Source organism: Flavobacterium sp. HJJ, from assembly GCF_015351475.1.
Taxonomy (GTDB): Bacteria; Bacteroidota; Bacteroidia; order Flavobacteriales; family Flavobacteriaceae; genus Flavobacterium; species Flavobacterium marginilacus.
This window is the reverse complement of record NZ_JADKPR010000003.1, coordinates 74,979-95,894: the sequence shown is the minus strand read 5'-3', so window position 1 is coordinate 95,894 and position 20,916 is coordinate 74,979. Positions and strand designations below refer to the sequence as shown.

Below are 20,916 nucleotides of genomic sequence, written 5' to 3'. Positions count from 1 at the left end.
ATACTATTAATGTTTTGAAACCTCTTTTCTCACAGTTTTGTCATTTCGACGTAAGGAGAAATCACATCCGATATTCCTCAACAATAAGTCCTCAACTTGTGTGATTTCTCCTCCGTCGAAATGACAAACAAGACTTGCTATTTATATTTAATTTGCAGAAAAACTATAAGTCTCCCCAGCTTTCATCTCCACATCATACACATTGTACTTCGGTAACTGCACTTTAGGCAGTTTCGCTTCTTTAGAAATAATCGGCTTTTTCACCTCAACATCATAAAACAGCGGATTCGGGTTTTTGCCTTTTGCTTTTTTAAGCGTAATTCCTTTGTCAGCTTTCAAAGTGTTTTCCAGTTTCAATCGGCAGTTTCCTCCTAGTTTGGAATATATTTTCAAAGTCGAAACTTTATTGTTTTTCCAGGTCATATCAATTACAAATCCGCCTCGGGTTACCAAACCTTTTATGCTTCCATCTTTCCAGACTGTTGGCAAAGCAGGCAGTAAATGAATCGCATCTTCCTGGCTTTGCATCAGCATTTCGGCAATTCCAGCAGTGCATCCGAAGTTACCGTCAATTTGGAACGGTTGGTGTGCATCGAGCATATTTGGATACGTTCCGCCACCTTTTCTTTGGTCTGCGGTTACCAAATGCAATTGATCCTGAATAAGTTTGTAGGCGTGATTGCCGTCTAATAATCGTGCCCATAAATTCACTTTCCAGCCCATTGACCAGCCTGTGGATTCATCTGTTCTGTAAATTAAAGATTGTTTTGCTCCTTCAAATAATTCAGGTGTCTTAATTGGCGAAATCTGATTACTCGGAAACAAGCCATACAAATGTGAAACGTGTCTGTGATTGTCTTTTGGATTGTCCCAATCGTCCTGCCATTCCTGCAACTGACTGTGTTTTCCGACTTTCATCGGAGCCATTTTATTTAATGCATCCTGAATTCTTTTCGTAAAATCAGCATCAGGTGAAACCAGTTTCGAAGCTTCGATTACGTGTGTAAACAAATCAAAAACCAATTGATTGTCCATCGTCGTTCCTGATGCAATAGTAGATTTTCCTGTTCCGCCTGCGTGTGTATTTTCAGGAGAACTTGACGGTACTACTACCAAATAACCCGTATTTGGATCGGTTATCATAAAATCCAAAAAGAAATCGGACGCCCCTTTCATAATCGGATAAATCTCTGCTAAATATTTTTTATCGCCTGTGTACAAATATCTTTCCCATAAATCCTGACAAACCCAAGCACCACCAGTCATCCACATTCCAGATGCAGCCGAATCAACCGGAGCCGTTACACGCCAAATATCGGTGTTGTGATGCAGAACCCAACCGCTGGCGTTGTACATCATTTTTGCTGTTTCTGCTCCCGTCACGCTCAGCTCTTTTGCCATCTGGATAAAAGGCTCGTGCATTTCGGAAAGATTGGTTACTTCTGCCGGCCAGTAATTCATTTCGGCGTTGATGTTGGTCGTGTATTTACTGTCCCAAGGCGGAGTTACCATATCGTTCCAGATTCCCTGAAGATTTGCTGGCTGTCCGCCCGGCTGTGAACTTGAAATCAATAAATAACGTCCAAACTGGAAATACAAACTCGCCAGTTGCGGATCGAATTCTTTTTTGAAATCCCTAATTCTTTCGTTGGTTGGTTTCTTAGCGTTTTCATTGGTTCCTAAATCCAATACAACTCTATTGAAGATTTTTTGGTAATAGGTAACGTGTGCTTTTTTAATCTCATCAAAGCTTTTTGGCAATGCCTGCTCCAAATAGGATTTACTTATCGCAATTTCATCACCTGTGATATCCTGATAATTTTTGAAATTGGTCGCTATCGAAATGTAAAGTGTCACTTCATCGGCTTGGTTGATACTCAGGATTCCGTTGCTTGCCGAAACTTCTCCGCCTTTATTTTTAGCTTCCAGTCTGCCCTGAAATTTTACTTTACCCTTTACATTTTCAAAATTGGTTCCAGTTCCCGAAAGGATAATTTGGTTTCCTTCTGTTGATGGAACGGTTTTGTCAATCGGGCTGTTCATAAAAACGTTGCAGGTAATTTGTCCCGGTTTACTTGCCGAAAGTTTCACCACAATCACCTGATCTGAAAATGCTGTGATGATTTCGCGGGTAAATTCTACACCGTTGACCGTGTATTTCACTTTTGCGGTAGCATCACCAATATTCAAATCACGATAATAATTCGAATATTTTTGATGCCCAGGAAATGAAATATAAACACTTCCAAAAGTCTGATACGGCATTCCGTCATTGGTCTGCGACATTATATCACGAGTCGCCAAATCCTGTGCTTCGTCAAATTTACCGTCAAAAATAAGTTGTCTTACTTTTGGCAAAGCCTCAATTGACTTATTGTGCGCGTTGCTGTTCGGTGAACCTGCCCAAATGGTTTCTTCGTTCAATTGCAGACGCTCCACAGCCGGATCGCCAAAAACCATTGCACCCAAACGTCCATTACCCAAAGGCAAGGCTTCGTTCCAAATGGATGCAGGTTTATCATACCAAAGTTTTAGTTCGCTGTTTTGCGCTGTTGCAAAGGAAAAAATCCCAAAACAAATAGCAGTAATTTTACTTCTTAACTTCATATTTTTCATTTTATATTTTAGCCACTGATTCACAGATTTTAATCCACATAATCTGTGAATCAGTGGCTAAACATTTACTTCTTAACCTCGTAAACCTTCAGATTTTTTTCCCCGAACATTTCATACAATTTATTAATGTCCTTTAATGCGTTTTTCGGCAAATTTTCGGCTTTGTTGCCAAAAACATATAATTTATCGTAAGGTTCAATCACGCAGGTTGATTCGTCGATTTCGCCTTTTTCATTTTGTAATTTCTTTAAATCCAGACCTAAATATTTTGCCATAAAGGGATACAACGCCATACGTTTTGAAACCCCAAAATCGTGTCCTTCATTGGCAAAATGGGCATTTTCAACCAAATCTTTCTTGCCGTAAAAATCATAAGTTCTTTGAATAAAAGGGAATTCCAATTCGGGAACGGCCAGTGTCCAGTCTTTTCCGTCGGAAACAATCAATTGTGGTTTTGGTGCCATCATTGCCGAGATTTCGGCATTATTGGTTCCGTTACCGCAAAGGTGAATTCCCCGACCGCTTTCGCAGGGACATCCTCCAGAAAAATGTGACGAAACCATCACCACGGGTGCCGAAACTTTAATTCGGTCATCCAAAGCCACCAAAAACATCGTATGCGAGCCTCCGCCAGAACCACCGGTAACGCCAACACGGGTCATATCGACGTTTTTCTGAGTCGATAAATAATCCAATAAACGTATTCCGCTCAAAACCTGAACGGTCGATGCAATGCTGTTTCGGTGTGTTTCTTCGGGAAATTGAAGCAACGATTCGCCCCAGGCAAATAAATCATAACTCACTACGATTGCTCCCATTTTGGCCATTATGGCACAACGGTACTGCTCGTCTTTTCTATATCTTCCGTCACCAAAATGTCCATCGGGCGTTAAGATAACTGCCGCTTTTTTGTTTAGTGGATACGGTTTATAGATCGATCCTGTAGTATAAACGCCCGGAAGAATTTCAAGTGCGATGTTCTCAATACTGTAATCTTTGTAAATTCTTTTTGGAGTTAAAATTGGTTTTGATTTCGGCATTGGCGGAGCCTTGTCCAAACCAAATGACGTAATCATACAGGCTTTTATTTCTTTTTTGCGCGCTTCCCATTCTGCTGCATTCGAGTACAAAGTCGTCAGATAGTTTAAACGCTCTCTGCCTTTATCGACCGAAACTTTATGGTTTTCATATTTACGGATGATGTAACTCCCATCCGGCTGTTTGAAGTACATCAACTCAAACGGAGCCAAAATATTCGTTAGTGAAATTGGCAAATTTCCCGGTTCAATTCTCCAATCGGCATAATCGAGTTCCTTTCCTTTTAGCAAACCGCGATCGTCATTGATGGTAACCTTAAAAATGGTTGCAATTTTTTGAAGCGTTTCCGAAACCGGTCTCCTGAAATTGGTATCCGAAGTGCATTGCGCGTTTGCTAAAGTCAATGTAAAAATTGAGATTAGTAACGTAAAGGTTATGTTTTTTAAATTTTTCATTTTTATTTATTGTTAACTTCAAATCAGACCTGATAGGTTTTAAAAACCTCTTAGATCTCCCGAAAACTATAATTTACATTCAATTGTATAAATTCCTGAACCTAATTCTAAAGTTGTTTTTTTGGTTTTTTCATCAAAAACTGTACTAACTGATTTTTTATTCACTTTTATTTCCGAATCTTTCGAAACCGGCAATTTTATGGTCGCCGATGTATTGACAGGAATCTCCACTTTCAGGATTAATTTTCTGTCTTTCTTTTCCCAAGCCGAAGCAATTTTTCCATAAATCGATTTATATTCCGCTTTCGCGAAAGTCATATCGCCCACAACTTCCGGCTGAATAAAGAAATGTTTGAATCCCGGATTGTTGGAATCAGGCACAATTCCGGCAAGGCTTTGGTAAAACCATTCTTCGATTTGCCCCATCATAAAATGATTCCACGAATTTCCTTTTCGGGGATCCCATTGTTCGGTCAGAGTCGTCAAGCCAAATTTTATCTGAAAACCATAACCCGGCGCATCGTAATGATTGTTCATTTTGTACATCGTTTCGTTTTCGCCATTTTGTGCCAAAGCCTGAAACAAGTAACGGTTTCCCACATCGCCTGTCGTCAATCGGTCGCCTTTGGCTTTGATATCGGCCAATAAATTCTGCATTACCGCTTGTTTGTACTGCGGTTCCACTATATCCATAAAAACAGGAACAGCGTTACTAAACTGACTGTTTGTCCCGTATTGTTTGGTTTCGGCATTAAAAAATTTGTCATTAAATGCCTTTTTAATGTCCGAAGTCAAAGCTTCATATTTCGCAACATCTTCCGTTTTATTCAACAGTTTCGCCGCTTTTGCAGCCAAACTCGCTCCATAAAAATAATGTGAAGTCGCTGAAAGCGCAATCGGACTGTTTTTAGAATATCCGGCAGCGTGTGTCCCGTAATCGTACCAATCGCCCAATCCGTGCGAAACAATGTGGTCTGTTGCTTTTGTCCCTAAATAATCGACATACTTTTTCATTACGGGATAGTATTTTTCGATTAACGATGCATCGCCGTAATATTCGTAATACATCCAAGGTAAAATCACACCGGTCACACCCCATTCCGGAGAATCAGTAAAATCGCCTCCAAAGACAACATATTCGGGAACAATCGTTGGAATCAAACCATTGTCACGTTGCGAATCGGAAATGTTTTGCATCGTGGCAGGAATAAAACTTTCCAAATTGTAATTAAAAAGTAATCCAGGGCCGTTCAAATGAATTTCTTCAATCCAGCCTAATTTTTCGCGTTGCGGACAATCGGTGAAAACGCTTTGGAAGTTACTTTTTATGGCATTATTAATCAGCCAATGTGCCTTGTTGAAGATGTCATTGGAACATTCAAAACTTCCTGCTTCTCCAGCCGAATTGTATATAAAATTTGATTTCAAATCAACCAATGTCGGAAGATTTTTGTCCTTGTCTTCTTTGTAATTGATGTTCTCAATCTGAACATATTGATAGCCGTAATAACTAAAATTAGGTCGCCATTCTTCGATGCCTTCCCCTTTCAAAGTATAGTTATAATAATATGGTTTTCCTGTTTTTCCCTGTCCAACTGTTCCGTCTTCATTCAAGCTTTCACCCACCCAAACACGAACCGTTTGCCCTTTTTTTCCTTTAACTTTAATAGTCGGAAAACCGGAAAGATTTTGCCCCATATTAAAAATATAGAAATTAGGTTTCAGCTCTTTGGCCTCCTTAACTTCAAATTGTTTTTGAACGATAATTGGTGATGTCGTTTGTGCTCTCAACTTTCCTTTTGGGGCTTCCTGAACGACTACTTTTTTCCAATTCGAATCGTTGAATCCCTTGTTGTTCCAACCTTTTTGTTCCAAATTGGCATTATAATCTTCTCCACCAAAAATACTGTTGTAGGTGATCGGACTTTTGCTGTATTTCCAAGTTTCATCTGATTTTATAATGTCTTCAGAGCCGTCTTTGTAAACCACTTTCATTTTTAAAAATAAAGTCGGCGGTCCAAAACTCACATAAAACTTCGAATAACGTTCGGCAAGCGTATTGTACATTCCGTTTCCTAACAACACACCGATTACGTTTTCACCATTTTGCAGTTCTTTCGCAGTCAATTCATAAGTGTTGAAATTGACCGTTTTGTCATAGTCTGACCACAAAGGAGCAAACTCACTGTTGCCGATTTTCTTTCCGTTAATCGTCAGTTCGTAATGTCCTAAACCTGAAATGTAAACTACGGCTTCCTTGATTTCTTTTTTTACTTCAAAAGGTTTGCGAATCATAATACTTCTGCGTGACAAAGAATCGGAAGCGTTGATTAAAGACGATTTTTTCTCTTTGTTGAAAGTAGCCGTATGATAATTTCGGCCTTCCGGCAAATGACTGTCAGCCTTTGTAATCGCCCCAATCCAAGTTGGATTCAAAGCCGTTTCTAAAGGTGCAATTCGGAAAGAATTAATTTTACTCCAAACCGAAGATTTCCCATTTTGATTCCAGACTTTAACTTTCCAAAAATATTTGGCTTCGTTTTTTAAAGAAGTTCCTCCATAATTTATTTGAAGGTTTTTATCGGAATTTACTTTTCCGCTGTCCCAAACATCGCCTTGGTCTCTTTTTAGCTTTTCTTCCGAAGAAGCAACTAAAATCTGATAAGCCGTTTGCAAAACGTTCGCTTCTTTTGAAACCAATTGCCAACTTAATCTAGGTTGATTTGTATTAACAGCCAAAGGATTTTCGACCATTTCACAAGTTAAATGCTCGGCAGAAATTTGGCCGTTAGAAATAAAAACGAAAAAAAGAAAAATAAAGGTTAATATGGATTTTGAAATATTCACTTTGTAAATTTTTAATTGAACCATTAAGATATTAAGAAAATTAAGTATTAGCGTCTTTATTCTCTCAAAATAAGCTCATTAAGCATTCAACTTAATTTTCTTAATATCTTAATGGTAAAAAAATTATTGTTCCTTTTTAGTAACCAACGATTCAATATTAAACACCGCCTCGGGGATTAATTTTCCTGTATCCGGCAAATCTGTGAAATCCGGTGTATCCGGTTCTGTGTCTGCATTTGGTGTATAACGTTGCTCTCCCGTGCGGAACATAATGCGTGAAATTCCGTCAACCGGAGCATAAAATATCTTGTTGGTTTCCTTGCCGTCATTTACTTTTACGGTATAAGAACGGCTAGCCACATTCAGTTTAACCGTAACAGTATATTCCTTTCCGGCTTCATATTTCATAATTCCCCCAAAACGGGCGCCATTTTTCGCTTTCAATTCCCCATCCGAATCGAATTCTAAACGAATCGCAGGAAGTCCTTGCGCATTTTGAAATTCAACCTGCAGTAAACCGTGATTGTTTTGTTCGGGCTTAACGGTAAAAGTGGCTTCCATTTTTTTGGCAAACGGAATCACACGCTCGGCACGGGAATAATCAAAAGCATCTTGGTCTCTTAAAGTTAGGCTTTTTTTGCCGTCGGTTTTCTTTTCCACTTTGGCGGAAGCCCAAGCCAAATCGTAAGTGTTCCATAATTTTAATTCTTCGCCATTTGGTAAATCATTGAAAACATCATTAGCGTTTTCTTTTACTTCGCTAGTCACCGGAACCGGAATCGAAGCCACCCAAATATCTTCTTTGTTCATACTGTAGCTTACCCAAAGTTTTCCGTCAGGCGGAGTTCCGTCAGTTTCGGAAATTCCTCGAACGTATTGTGGCCCTGCCGATTTGTAGTTTCCGCCATAACGCATCGGACTCACTTCGCCGTGAACCAACAATAAATCTTTGTAGTTCAATCCGTCATCAGAAGTTGAAATAGCCAATGGCCAACGATATTCTGACGGATTATAAACAGTTGCATAACGGTTATCCGAAGTTTTTTGTCCCCAAATCTTGGCATTGCTGTTGACAAAACCGGGCGCTCTTGTCGGGATGTATTGCCAAGTTTTTCCTTCGTCTTTACTGATGGATGTCAAAGCAAATTTCCATAAACCGACTACATTTCCGTTTGGCAAATGGTAATAATTAAAAGCTTTGTATTGTTTTTTTAACGGAATCAATTCATCATCACGATCGGCTTCTTCCACCCATTGTTGCATCAACAAAGGTTTAGACAATAATTCGTCACAAGCTTTGATAAATTTCTTGTCCTTGCTTTTGGTGTAAAACGGAAAGGTTGTTGGCAACGGATTTCCGGTTTTATTATATCGGATAAAATAAATTGGTCCAAAAGTCCCGTCTTTGTAGATTTCGCGAACGACACGGCCAATTCCTTTTCCGTCATTTGGGTCGTCTTTTTTATCCAATGCTACGCCATAATACCCCATAGCAATCAATTTTTTGTCGGAAGTAACATAAAAGCCAATGCGTTGGTGCATAATCGCATCCAGATTTTTGGCAACGCCTTCCATTCCTTCTTTTTTAAAACCATCGGGAACTTTGTAAATTGGGAAAAGTGTTTGTGGTTTTGTCCAAGTCACACCGTCTTTCGAAGTCATTAAAAAAGTTTGACTTGGCGGAATATGTTCTCCCGTTGGATCGCTCAAATAATTCAAATAAAAGGTATTGTTCCAATACGCCATCATCGGTTGGTGGTTGTAGGTCCATCCCAAACCATCTGCTTTTTCGGGATGTTCCCTGCTTGCGCGCATTATCTGTGTCGCGTGAACTCCAACTGCGGGAGCTAATTGCCCGTGGTGGTAATCGACATTCGAAAGTGTTTTGCCTGTATAGCGTATGGTATCATTTTGTGCCAATGCAGAAGTTACAGCTCCGCAAGTCAATAGTATTGCTGATGCTGTTACGATATTGGTTTTTATGTTTTTAAATGCAGTCATTGTTTTTCTTTTTTGCCACAGATTTTATTCTTGAATTTGCTTGCCTAATTTTTTCACGCAGATTTCGCAGATTTACGCAGATTTTTTATTTGTATTTTCTTTTCTAATCTTTGAAATCTATGGCATTATATTTTACTTCTTTTCAATTAATCCTTTTAAAACTGCTGACGAAATAGTTGTAATCGTTCCGTGTTTGTGTCCTTCTGGAAGGCTTATCTTTGAGGAAACATCTTCAAAATGAACAAAGTCTGAAGTACTTGAAGCCTTGTAATTTTTCTCACCGTAGTTGTCGTAATAAATCAGCCATTTGTTTTTGATTTTTACAACCGTAGGTCCTTCTGACAAATGGGCTGTAAAAGGCTCTGAGCTTTTGCCGAAAGGCCCTAAAACCGATTTCCCAAAAGCCACTTTGATGTTTCGCATCGGCCTTGTGTTGTCTTTCAAAACCAAAACATAATCCTTTTTGCCTTTTTTGACAATCACACAATCAATGACACTAAAACCGGGCTCGTAAAACAATTTGGTATCCGAAAATGTTTTGAAATCTTTGGTTGTCACGTAATACATCCTGTGGTTGTTTTTCTCCTCTTCCTGACCTTTTGCATAACGAAACGGAATTGTTGAAGCCCAAATAATGATGTATTCTTTCTTGACATCGTCATAAAAAATTTCGGGAGCCCAAACGTTTACCACTTCCGGCTCGTTCTTCATCACGGGAATATATTGTTGTTCTGACCAATGAATCAAATCTTTTGAACTAGCGTATCCAAAACCGTTTCCGCCTTTCCAATCGGTTGTCCAAACCAAATGATAGGTTCCGTCTGCGCCTTTTGTGATTGATGGATCACGCATAATTTTGGTTTCGCTTCCGCCAATTTCGGGTTTTAGAAACGATCCTTCAAGGCCTTTCCAGTTGTAGCCGTCTTCGCTGTAGGCGAGATACAAACCTTCGGTAGCTGGTTCCCTGAAAGATGTGAACAAGTAGATTTCTTTCTTTTTTTGGGAAAAACTTAATAAAGTGAAAAATAATAAAATCCCCACCCCAACCCTCCCCAAAGGAGAGGGAGCCGAGATGTGATTATTGGAATGTTTTTTTATTGTGAACATTATATTTTATATTATTTCCAAAATTGGAATAGTATTACAAATCTTGTTTCTGTCTTTTTCGCCACCAACAATTTTGTTTTGGCTCCCTCCCCTTTGGGGAGGGTTGGGGTGGGGATTATTCTACAATTGCTTTTTTATCTAAACTCGCGCCTTTTTTAACCACCGTCGAAACGTTATTGAAAACATTATTTTTTACAAAAATATTTTTCGTTTCTTTTCCGTCAGCTTCAATGAAAATATCGGTTGCATTGAAAGGGAAATTATTGTTAATCATTACATTCGAAACATTGTCCAATTTGATAACCGGAGTTCCCTTTATAGGAGTTGACGAACCTGAATTGTCAAGAATCAGATTCTTAGAATCGCTGATTTTGAAAGAGGATCCCACTGTCGCATTCACTTTTACATCGTGAAATTCAACATCAGATGCCGTGATTACAGAGAAACCTTCTTTTCCATCAATGTTGATGTCTGAAAAAGAGATATTCTGAATTGGCATTTCGGAAATTCCTCGAATAACTCCGGCTTTATTTACATTTCCGCCGGTAATATTGCTCATATGAATGTTTCTGAAAATCGGAGTTCGCTCGGTAACCGGTTCCACCGCATTGTCTTTATCGTAAAATAAATCCAAAACAAAAACTTCCTCTTTGATGTTTTTCATCACGATATTATCAACGCGAATATCTTCGACAACACCTCCGCGTCCACGAGCCGATTTGATACGGATTCCCCTGTCGGTTCCATCAAAAACACAATTGGAAATCGTCACTTTTTTGATTCCGCCAGACATTTCGCTTCCGATAACGACCCCTCCGTGACCGCTTAACATTGTACAATTCGTAATGGTTACGTTCTCACAAGCTTTCCCGTATTTTCGTCCGTCTGCGTCACGACCCGATTTGATGGTAATACAATCGTCTCCAACGCTGATATGACAGTCCGAGATGTGCACATTCTTGCAGGAAGAAGGATTGATTCCGTCTGTATTGGGTGAATACGGATTGAAAATCGTGATTCCCGTAACGGTAACATTGTCACAGAATTCGGGATTTATTGTCCAAAAAGGCGAATTTTGGAAGGTCACACCCTTAATCAAAATGTTTTTGCAATTGTAAGTTTGAAAGAAAGAAGGTCTGAAAAAATGTTTGTCAATCGTTCTTTTGTAGTAAGGTTCATAAACAATTCCTTTGTTTTGTTCTACCCACATTTTTTGGTATTTGGTTTCCGGAATCGGGCCTTTGGCAGTTTCGATTCGATAGACTTCATTCCACCACGCTTTTCCCTGTCCGTCGATTACACCTCGTCCTTTGATGGTGATATTTTCGACATCCTTGGCATAAAATAATGGAGAAAATGACTGCATTACGATTCCTTCATAACGCATTTCTACATATGGCAGGTAATCATCAAAATTATCGGAAAATTTCAAAAGTGCACCCGAATCCAAATAAATTGTAATGTTGCTTCTTAGTCTTAATGCTCCAGTTAAGTATTCACCGGCAGGAAAAAAGATAGTTCCTCCACCATTTGCAGAGGCTTTTTCGATTGTCTTCTGAATGGCTTCAGTGCATTTTATTCCTTTGTTATTTCCGCCTTCATTTAGGATATTGTACCAGCCGTCATTTGCGAAAGCGGTATTTAAACCTGTTAGGAAACAGAGTATGATTATGATGTTTTTGATTTTCATAGTGTTTATTTTTGCACGCAGATTCCGCAGATTAGTGCAGATTTTCAATTTTAGCCACTCCCGATAACTGTCGGAAGAAAAGATTAACACAGATTTTTCTGCGAAAATCTGCGAAATCTGCGTGCAAATTTTTTATTTATTCGAACTTAAAATTAAAACCCAGTCGTTTCCGTCTTCTTTTTTGCCTGAAGGCTGAAATTCTTTGGTTCCTTTATTATCAAAAATTCCAATCTTTGTTTTTTGTCCGTTGCTTGGATTGTACCAAGTTGCCGTTACTTTATCTCCTGCAATTTTCCCCATATTAACAGCAATTTTTCTGCCATTATAAGTATAAATCAAAGCGTAATTTTCCCCTCTTGTCGCTACCAAATAATCGTATTTTTCACCTTGATTAGCAATTAAAGATTGATCCGGAACTCTTTCCAAATAAGGAAAACTCAACATTAATTTTTTGATGTAAACCATTTGCCCTGCACCAGGTGCATTAATGGCATCGTACCAAAACACTTTGTTTCCATAAGCGGGTTTGTCGCCTTTTCTAAACATTTGCATCACCGCATTATGTCCGTAAGTATAACCTGCACCACCAGCAAGAACAGACCAATAGCCATAACGTCTCACATCACTAGCTTTCCATAATGGTTGCAAAGTATCGTGCAAACCGTGTGGAATTCCTTCGTAAGATGGTTCTCCGTCAAGCGTTGGTTTTGTTGGTTTTAAATCCCAGTCTCTGTGAACAAATTTGTAATTGTCTTCTTTGAAAGCGGTTTTCGACGAATCCTGATCGTATCTTCTGTGACCTGATTGGAACATATTGAAATCTAACCAAGATGCATTGTGATAATCGTCAGAAGAATCGGTTCTTCCGAAAGGATGGAAAGTCACCAGCTGATTTGGGTTACTCGTTTTTAATGTGTTTCCGATGGCGTTCCAAATGTCCTGAAATTCGTTTCCGTGGGTATCGCCTCCATTTAGCCAAATTACATTGGTTTTGTTTTTATATCGGTCGGCTAAAAACTTCGCGTATTTAACTGCCTGTTCCTTGCTCACTTTATTCCCTTTTGAAACATTGGTTCCCCAAACCGGAACCATTGCAAGATAGATTCCGTTTTTTTGAGCTACTTCCAAAGTGTAATCTATGTGATCCCAATAATCATATTCGGGAGCATTGTCTGGATCATTGCCAGGCGAAGTAATCTGATCCGCCAGATTATCATTCATCAGGGCCTGATCGCCATACGCATTTACAGCATTCAGATTATGCAATACCATTACTTGAACGACATTGAATCCTTTTGCTTTTCGATCCTGAAGGTATTTTTCAACACCTGCTCTGTCCAGTTTGCTAAATGTCAGCCAGCCTGTGTCGCCTAACCAGAAAAATGGCTTACCGTCTTCGGTAACAAAATAATGTTTGTTTTCGGAAACTTTGATTCTAGGTAAAGCTTTTGACTTTTCAGATTGAGAAAATCCACTTTGTGCTGTCAACAGAAAGTTTATGCTCAGAGCAAATAGGTATTTCATTTTCAGGTTCATCTTGTTTTTATTTTGAATTGTGTATTTATTTGTCATTGCGAGGAACGAAGCAATCTTACTTAGTTGCTCTCGTTATGTGATTGCTTCGTTCCTCGCAATGACAAACCTTGATTAATTTTTCTTTACTACAAAAAGTACTTTTTCCTTGATTTCAGCCTGCGGAATTACAACTTGTTTTCCCCCGCTGATACTTGCTTTTTTAGTTACATTTCCATTTGAAGCATTGATTGCATATACTTCAAAAGTTCCTTTGTAATTTGATAAATCTATTGAAACATCCTGATCGTTTTTTAGATAAAACAAATAGGCATTGCCTTTATTTTCAAGTGTCCAAAGGTTATCTGAAAAAGTAGTTCCTTCTGCAAATTTCATACCAATAAGGGCAGAATGAAAGGTCGAAAGTTCAATTTTTGGAACATTTGCCAAAGAAGCTCCGGCCATTAATGCCGGCCATCCAAATCGGGGTGCTCCCATCGTGGAATACAGCACAGCTTTTTCCGGATATTTTTCACGGTACTCACGAACGGCACGATAGACCTGATCATCTGTTTCTTTTCCAGTTTTGATTTTACGAGCGTGCTGGCGCGGTGCTAAATTTACGCCACCTTCCGGAGCATATGCCGTTCCGTCTTCTCTGTAATACCAATATCTGATATCAATTACATCAACAGTTTTAGCTCTTTCAACATCATTCAAAATAGCATCCTGAACATCTTTAGTAGCACTCAAAGCTATTTTCGATTGGTTTTGATGCGACTTTTCGTAATTGGCTATAACATCAATCCAAAATTGCATAAAGCTTAAAGGACCTGTATATTCGGCACTTGTGAGTTGCAGAACGTTGGCGTTGTCTTTGAAATTTTCGAGATTTTTTTCAATGAATGCTGCGTGCAATTTACGTATATCGGTATTTTTTATATCATAAAATTGTTCGGCAAGAAAAATCCTTTTATCACCTGCATAAGGCGGTGGTTCGGGTAATCCTGTAGTATTGACATTATTAGCTGGACGCCAAGGAGAACTTGCCCAGTGTGCTCCGGCTTCTAGAATATTATGCTGAAAATAATTTTCGTTTAAGAGAATCTTATTTTTTTGTCCTGCTAATTCTGCAAAGGTTTTCAATCGGTTCCAGTACCAGGCGTTGTATCGCGTCAAATCGTATTTGCTCAAATGATCCCACGCAATTCCCTGACCGCTTCTGTCAAAAGGCTGTTCGTAAAAAGGTGCCCATACATCAGGATCTATTCTGCGGATGCGTTCGTGATCGGCCATTCTTTGTTCGTACCAAAGTCCGTAATTATGGTCAATCGCCGATTTATTATTTTCGACTAAATAATTTACGGTTTCTTCCAGATTATCGGTGTAACCCAATCCATAATGTCCAGGCACAAATCGGGTAATATGCGGTCTGGATTTCGAAACTTCGGATTCACGCAAACTGCCTCTCCACCAAGGCACATCAACCACTTCTCCGGTAATAACACCATTTTCAGCAGTTAATAATCCGTTGGTCAGAACAATTTTATTGGAATTCGCATTTGCAACGGCATCAGTTTTTACTTCGTCAATTCTTTTGGCTTTGCCATAATCAATCGAAATTGGATTTCGGGCTGATGCTTTAACGATAAACTCTTTTAAAGTTTCGTTTAATTTATAAGCTTCGGCTGTTAATTCTTTTGCCTGTTCCAATGTCGGACTTGAAGAAGGTTCTGTACCCAAATCCATAATCTGAGCATTCATAGGTAATTTACCGAAACGCTGTTCCAACAAAGCATAAAACAAACTTCTCGGGCTGATGTGATTGTTCACGTCTTTCCAATGACCGTTTCCTGCCCATTGCGCCCAAACTCCAAATGCCCAGTTGTTTGCCGTTGGCGGACTATAATTTTCTATTTTGGATGCTGATGTTTCCCAGATTACGCTATTAGCAACATTCCATCCCAAGCCTCTACCGTCTTGTTCTTTATTTTTAAAACTGATCGCATTTCCGTCAATTAAAGAAACATCGAAGAGGATTCCGGTTGCCCAGCTTCCAACCGATCCGCTGAAACTAAAAGGCTGATGCGATTCGCATTGCAAAAACACATTTGGACCGGCCGTAGCGTAACCTCCGACTACAAAATCATTATATCCAAATTCCGAATAACAACGCTGAAATAAAGTTTGCTGACCTTCTGTATAAAAAGTGTTTCTTCTAAAAGATGCGATTTCCGAAATTGGATTCAATGACAAACAATCTTCGACTGTAATTCTTTTGGCTGTTTTCAAAACCGAAACGGCACTGCCTGCAAATTGTTCAAAATTGACTTGCCGTACCCAAACATCTTCAGCATTTTCAACAGAAATTCCTGTCCAACGGTGCTGTTCATCTTTGGTATTCGTTGTATCATATTCTGATTTCAAAGTGAGATTTTCAACACCTGAATTATTTATTCTTCCAGACCAATTGTAATTGACTACAGTTGATTTGGATAATTCTTCATCTAATGCATTCGTTAAAGGCGCATCAATAGTGATTTTATTTCCCTGAACATTTATAATTTCCCTGTCGGCACGAATCACGAAATCATCCGCTTTCCATCCGATCCATCCGCTTTCTCCGCCAAAATCATTCATTGATAAAAGATCAATCCAGTTTTTGGTAATCGGTGTATTGATTGTAATATGATCTCCTTTTTTTAGAGAAGTTCCATTTTTTACATTTAAAACTATTGCTCCTAATGGCGTGAAATTATCGGCTAATTCGAATTTATCTTTTAAAATTTGATTGTTGATTCCGCTGATGCTGATAATGGCGCTTCTGTTAATGGAAGTTCCTAACAGCATTGTTCCGTTAGTATCAGAACCACTTCCTCTTAGTACAATTCCGCTTTCTTTAATATTGATTACACCCGAAACTTTGAAAGTACCTTTGTCTAAAAGTACCGTTCCTTTGAAACCGTTTTTATCGGCTTTCAATTTGGCTGCGTAATCTATCGCTGTCTGAATAGTTTTTGTAGCATCACCATCAATATGAGGTACAAAAACTTTAACCGCAACATCAGGAATGGCAACCGAAGAAGCTTTATATCCGGCAAAAGAAAAATCAGGAATCTGGTTTCCTTTTGCGTCAGTGGTCCGTTCCAGTTTTCCTTCTTTGGATTTTGTAATATCAGGAAATGTGTTTTGTGCCGTACTAATATTGGCACTAAAGAAAATAACAAAACAGGATAGAACGAGTAAATCCTGTTTTGTCATTATATTTTTGAGTTGAATAAAATTCATTTTAATTTTAGATTTCTTTAGAACATAGAAAACAGAACAAAAAATATAGATTTTCTCATGATGAGTTCTCTCTTTTTTCTATTCTCTATATTCTATTTTCTATAATTTTTCTTCTATTCTTTATTAATCTTACTGCAGTAAAACTTTCGATAAAGTATCCTTATTATTTTCCGGTTTTGTCCAATCTGTTTTTCCTTTTGGATCTATACCGTTAAAATATTTTTCAATATTGGTATAACCATCTCCATTTGAATCTTTATTTGCATCAGATGCATCGTTTGGATTCAGACCAAATTTCTTTTCCCAGACATCCGGGATTCCGTCATTATCAGAATCTTTATACGCTTTTCCTTTGTATTCCGGATAACCGCCTACTTGGTCAGGATGTGTGATAATTCCTTTTTTATAAGAGTCGGCAGGCAATCTTCTTTTGATATATTCTTTTCCGATTGTGTTTTCCAAACCGTCTTTCACTTCTATTTTTCCGGTGCGAACCTGTTTAACAATTCTCTCATCAACTGCATCACGTTTTGGCAAAGTTGCTCCTGCATTATTCAGAACAAATTCATAGGCTTCTTCTGCTTTCATTATTGAAAACTTAGGCATTGAAAAAGCTTTCGGCTGTTTGATCAATTCTAAGAAATCTTTTGTTTCTTCTGCCGATTGGTCTTCGAGTTGTACACCGCCATTCCAGTTATCAGCTGTAACTTCTGGAGAACCTACGATGAAATTTCCGGAAACATAAGCTCTTCCGTAAGTTTTAGGTTTCATGTAACCTGATTCCGGTTTCAGAATTCTGTAACGAATCGGCTGATCTGTGGGAGTTATTGGTCCCGGTTTAAAATAATTATTAATGATATTAAACATCGAGCGATAATCTCCTCCGTCCAGTGTACGATTCCACCAGTTGAAGATCACGTTATTCACAAAATTAAAATCGCCGTACATTCCGATAGAAGCGTTTCTTGAAATATTATCTGCCCATAAATTACGCATAAAGGTACTGTTTAATCCTCCGATAGTACTTCCAAATGCATGATTATAAGTATCTAAACCTTCGGATGAAATTGTATTTTGAATGGTAATGTTACAAGCCGGCAGTTTCTCTAGCTTTGATTTATCGTTAGCCTGAAATTGGTGTCTGTATAAAGAGATATTTTCGTCCAGTCCCCAGCTCATCGAACAGTGGTCAACAATAATATTTCCCATTGGATTTCCTCCCAACGCGTCGTCTCTTCGGGTTACCTCTGTTGCACCTCTGCGAAAACGCATGTGACGGATAATTACGTCATGTGTATCAATTTCCAAGGTTTCGCCAGCAATGCAGATTCCGTCACCTGGAGCAGTTTGTCCTGCAATGGTTACGTAAGGCGCACGCATGCTGATTCTTTTCTTCAACTGAATAATTCCTGAAACATTGAAGACAATAGTTCTTGCTCCAACGGCTTCACAAGCTTCACGGAAAGTGCCTTTTCCGCTGTCTTCCAGACTGGTCACGACAAATATTTTTCCGCCACGGCCTCCTTGAGTATAAGCTCCTCCTCCTTCGGCTCCAGGAAATGCCGGAATATCAGCCTGAACAAAATCTTTTGGATAGGATGCCCAAGGCAAATATGGTTTGCCGTGTTTGGCTTCTTCTTTAAGTATGTTTTCGTTGTTTTTCCAAATCTCAGCCAATCGAACTTCCTCTTTTGCAAGAATGGAATCTGTTTTTGCCTGTAATGCAGGAGGAATTATAGGATATTGGGCAAAAGCTGATGAAAATGAAAAGCCTAAAATAACCGCCATCATCGTTTTTTGGAAACTTTTTTTTTGGAAAATATGCAGCATTTGAATTTTTATTAAGAATTGAATTTACGAAATTAATCGCTTATTTACCTGATTTAGCTTTTTCTCTTTCTTCAATACGCTTGTGCCAGTCAGCACTTTCTTTGTTAAGATCGTAACCTTCTTTTGATAAATAGTTGTTGATTCTACCTTTGTATTTACCAAACCAGCCATGTTTTTCCTTAGATGAACCTCCGTCCATAGCATGCTCTCTTGCTTCAACCAAGGCATCGTAAATGTATTTTTTTTGTGCTTCTGTCAAATTTGGCAGCATATCGTTATAGCCTGCAACAGTAATAGGAAGCACTCCATAAGTCATTCCGTCTTTTACTTCAATGATTTTAGCTTCGTTTAACTGAGTACCTAATTTTTTCAAATAGGACTTGTGCAGTCTGTCAATTGATTTATCAGCATCTGCTTTCAGCTTATCAATTTTCTCATTTTGTTTTTCTTTGACTAAACTGCTGTCTTCTTTTATTTTTTTAATTTCAGCATCTCTAGCATCCTGGATTTTACTCAAATCACGGAACTGCTGTGCAATGATATCGGTTACAGCAGTTTCTTTTTGTTTGTTATTCAAGGCTAATTTTTCGACAATTTTAGCTGCTCTTTCATTGGTAACCTTGATATACTCGGGGTCCGCATATTGCTGTGCGCTTAGTTTGCAAAAAGCAAAAAGCAAAAACATCAAACTTATTTTTTTTATTGACTTCATCTTATTTTATTTAGTTTTTGATAACAATCTTGTTTCATAATTCGGTAATCCTGAAACAAGATTATTGTCAAAAATCATTTTTAGTTTAAATCTAACAAAGGTCTAACTAATGTTTCTTTGTTATTGGCTAAATCTGTCCAATCCACTTTGATAGCCGGGTTTACTCCGTTAATATAGTCTTCGATATTAGAATATCCATCACCGTTTAAATCTCCTTTTGCATCAGATGGATCTTTCGGATTCAAACCATATTTTTTCTCCCATGCATCCGGCATACCGTCTTTATCTGTGTCAACATAAGGCTTCCCTTTGTATTCTGGATATCCTCCTACTTGTGAAATATCCGTGATGATTCCCTGCTTGTATGAATCCATCGGTAAACGGCGGTGTTCAAATTGATAAAATTCTTTTTTCTCCAATCCTTTTGCATATTCAGGAACACCAGTTTTCACGGTTCTTACGATTCTTTCATCAACCTTATCCCTGATTGGCAAAGTTGCTCCTACATTTTTAAGAACGAATTCATAAGCTTCATCTGCTTTCATGAAAGGACGGAACCATGGCATTGGGAAAGGTTTGTCACTTTTCATTTTATCGAAATAAGTTTTGGCTTCATCATACCCCATTAATTCTCCTTTTTTATTTTCGATCTGAATACCGCCGTCCCAGTTGTCTTTGGTTATTTTATCATTATTATTAACGATATTTCCGTTTACATAAGCTCTTCCAAAAACCATATAAGGCAATTTGCTTCTTCCTGATTCCGGTTTTAAAATTCTGTAGCTGATTGGCTGAGTCAAATCAGTAACTGGTCCTGGTTTGTAAAAGTTATTAATGATATTATAGTTGGCTGTATAATCGCCGCCATCTGTTGATCTGTTATACCAGTTGAAAACTACGTTATTTACAAAATTGAAAATCCCATTCCAGCCGATAGATGGATTTCTGCCTGCATTATTTGCCCACATATTTCTCATGAAAGAGCAGTTTTCACCGCCTAAGGTACTTCCAAAAGCATGGTTATAGGTATCCAAAGCTTCTCCGAACAGACTGTTTTGGATGGTAATGTTTACCGTACCCAATTTTACATCCGGATAACCTGCACCCGGACTGTACATGTGTCTGTACATGGACATATTTTCATCTAATCCCCAAGTAGCAGAAACGTGATCAATCATGATATTCCCAACAGGATTTCCTCCAATTGAATCATCTCTGCGTCCGACGAAAGTTTCGCCTCGACGAAAACGCATATGACGAATAACGACATCGTGAGTATTGATCCAAATAGATTCTCCCGCTACACAGATACCATCGCCTGGAGCGGTTTGTCCTGCAATCGTAATATAAGGCGCACGAATAATTAACGGCGTTTTAATTCTAATAATTCCTGATACATTGAAAACAATGATTCTGGCTCCGCCCTGTTCGCAGGCTTCACGTAAAGTTCCCGGACCTTTGTCTTCAAGGCTTGTAACGGTGTAAACATTTCCGCCACGGCCGCCATAAGTGTACATACCTCCTCCTTCAGCTCCTGGAAAAGCAGGTATAGACGCCTGTGGTAAATCGTTTGGTCTTGATGCCCATGGGATATAAGGCTTTCCGTGTTTAGCTTCTTCTTCAATAATAACTAATGCTTTTTCCCAAGCTTCGTCCGAACGTTTATCAGCTTCATCTATAAAAGCTTTGGATTGCGCCGCCATTTCAGGGCTTATTTTTGGGTACTGTGCAAAACATTGGATACTTCCCAAGAACAATAGAGAAATAGCCGATAAAGTGAAATTTTTCATGTTAATTTTTGATTATGATAATCTTTTTAA

At 38.6% G+C, this 20,916-nt stretch carries 11 protein-coding genes; all 11 read right to left on the bottom strand.

Going from position 1 to position 20,916, the window contains the following annotated elements:
- Positions 1–147: 147 nt before the first annotated feature.
- The gene (locus IRZ80_RS03790; protein WP_194640232.1) at positions 148–2,607 is read right to left on the bottom strand and encodes a glycosyl hydrolase family 95 catalytic domain-containing protein; all 2,460 of its coding nucleotides are present in this window, start codon (positions 2,605–2,607) and stop codon (positions 148–150) included.
- Positions 2,608–2,681: 74 nt separating this feature from the next.
- Positions 2,682–4,109: an acetylxylan esterase gene (locus IRZ80_RS03785; protein ID WP_194640231.1), complete on the bottom strand. Its 1,428-nt coding sequence runs from the start codon at positions 4,107–4,109 to the stop codon at positions 2,682–2,684.
- 66 nt (positions 4,110–4,175) lie between these two features.
- Positions 4,176–6,956: a glycoside hydrolase family 78 protein gene (locus IRZ80_RS03780; RefSeq protein ID WP_317174718.1), complete on the bottom strand. Its 2,781-nt coding sequence runs from the start codon at positions 6,954–6,956 to the stop codon at positions 4,176–4,178.
- 123 nt (positions 6,957–7,079) lie between these two features.
- Positions 7,080–8,957, bottom strand: coding sequence for a six-hairpin glycosidase (locus tag IRZ80_RS03775; protein ID WP_194640229.1), 1,878 nt, complete (start codon positions 8,955–8,957; stop codon positions 7,080–7,082).
- Between the two features lie 132 nt (positions 8,958–9,089).
- A complete protein-coding gene (locus tag IRZ80_RS03770; protein WP_194640228.1) occupies positions 9,090–10,064 on the bottom strand; it encodes a glycoside hydrolase family 43 protein in 975 nt (324 codons plus the stop codon).
- Between the two features lie 115 nt (positions 10,065–10,179).
- Positions 10,180–11,754: a glycoside hydrolase family 28 protein gene (locus IRZ80_RS03765; protein ID WP_194640227.1), complete on the bottom strand. Its 1,575-nt coding sequence runs from the start codon at positions 11,752–11,754 to the stop codon at positions 10,180–10,182.
- A 132-nt stretch (positions 11,755–11,886) separates the two neighbouring features.
- On the bottom strand, positions 11,887–13,278 hold the full coding sequence (locus IRZ80_RS03760; protein WP_228520794.1) for a glycoside hydrolase family 140 protein: 1,392 nt from the start codon (positions 13,276–13,278) through the stop codon (positions 11,887–11,889).
- 123 nt (positions 13,279–13,401) lie between these two features.
- On the bottom strand, positions 13,402–16,554 hold the full coding sequence (locus IRZ80_RS03755; protein WP_194640225.1) for a DUF6298 domain-containing protein: 3,153 nt from the start codon (positions 16,552–16,554) through the stop codon (positions 13,402–13,404).
- A 129-nt stretch (positions 16,555–16,683) separates the two neighbouring features.
- Positions 16,684–18,345, bottom strand: a complete 1,662-nt coding sequence (locus IRZ80_RS03750; protein ID WP_410504212.1) for a polysaccharide lyase — start codon at positions 18,343–18,345, stop codon at positions 16,684–16,686.
- Positions 18,346–18,424: 79 nt separating this feature from the next.
- A complete protein-coding gene (locus IRZ80_RS03745) occupies positions 18,425–19,096 on the bottom strand; it encodes a DUF3826 domain-containing protein (RefSeq protein WP_228520793.1) in 672 nt (223 codons plus the stop codon).
- An 80-nt stretch (positions 19,097–19,176) separates the two neighbouring features.
- Positions 19,177–20,886: a polysaccharide lyase family 1 protein gene (locus IRZ80_RS03740; protein WP_194640223.1), complete on the bottom strand. Its 1,710-nt coding sequence runs from the start codon at positions 20,884–20,886 to the stop codon at positions 19,177–19,179.
- Between the last annotated feature and the right edge of the window lie 30 nt (positions 20,887–20,916).

What these genes read in the sequence shown, in the direction of transcription:
- IRZ80_RS03790 (WP_194640232.1), bottom strand. Translation starts at nt 2,607, where the DNA reads ATGAAGTTAAGAAGTAAAATTACTGCTATTTGTTTTGGGATTTTTTCC.
- IRZ80_RS03785 (WP_194640231.1), bottom strand. Translation starts at nt 4,109, where the DNA reads ATGAAAAATTTAAAAAACATAACCTTTACGTTACTAATCTCAATTTTT.
- IRZ80_RS03775 (WP_194640229.1), bottom strand. Translation starts at nt 8,957, where the DNA reads ATGACTGCATTTAAAAACATAAAAACCAATATCGTAACAGCATCAGCA.
- IRZ80_RS03770 (WP_194640228.1), bottom strand. Translation starts at nt 10,064, where the DNA reads ATGTTCACAATAAAAAAACATTCCAATAATCACATCTCGGCTCCCTCT.
- IRZ80_RS03765 (WP_194640227.1), bottom strand. Translation starts at nt 11,754, where the DNA reads ATGAAAATCAAAAACATCATAATCATACTCTGTTTCCTAACAGGTTTA.
- IRZ80_RS03760 (WP_228520794.1), bottom strand. Translation starts at nt 13,278, where the DNA reads ATGAAATACCTATTTGCTCTGAGCATAAACTTTCTGTTGACAGCACAA.
- IRZ80_RS03755 (WP_194640225.1), bottom strand. Translation starts at nt 16,554, where the DNA reads ATGAATTTTATTCAACTCAAAAATATAATGACAAAACAGGATTTACTC.
- IRZ80_RS03750 (WP_410504212.1), bottom strand. Translation starts at nt 18,345, where the DNA reads ATGATGGCGGTTATTTTAGGCTTTTCATTTTCATCAGCTTTTGCCCAA.
- IRZ80_RS03745 (WP_228520793.1), bottom strand. Translation starts at nt 19,096, where the DNA reads ATGAAGTCAATAAAAAAAATAAGTTTGATGTTTTTGCTTTTTGCTTTT.
- IRZ80_RS03740 (WP_194640223.1), bottom strand. Translation starts at nt 20,886, where the DNA reads ATGAAAAATTTCACTTTATCGGCTATTTCTCTATTGTTCTTGGGAAGT.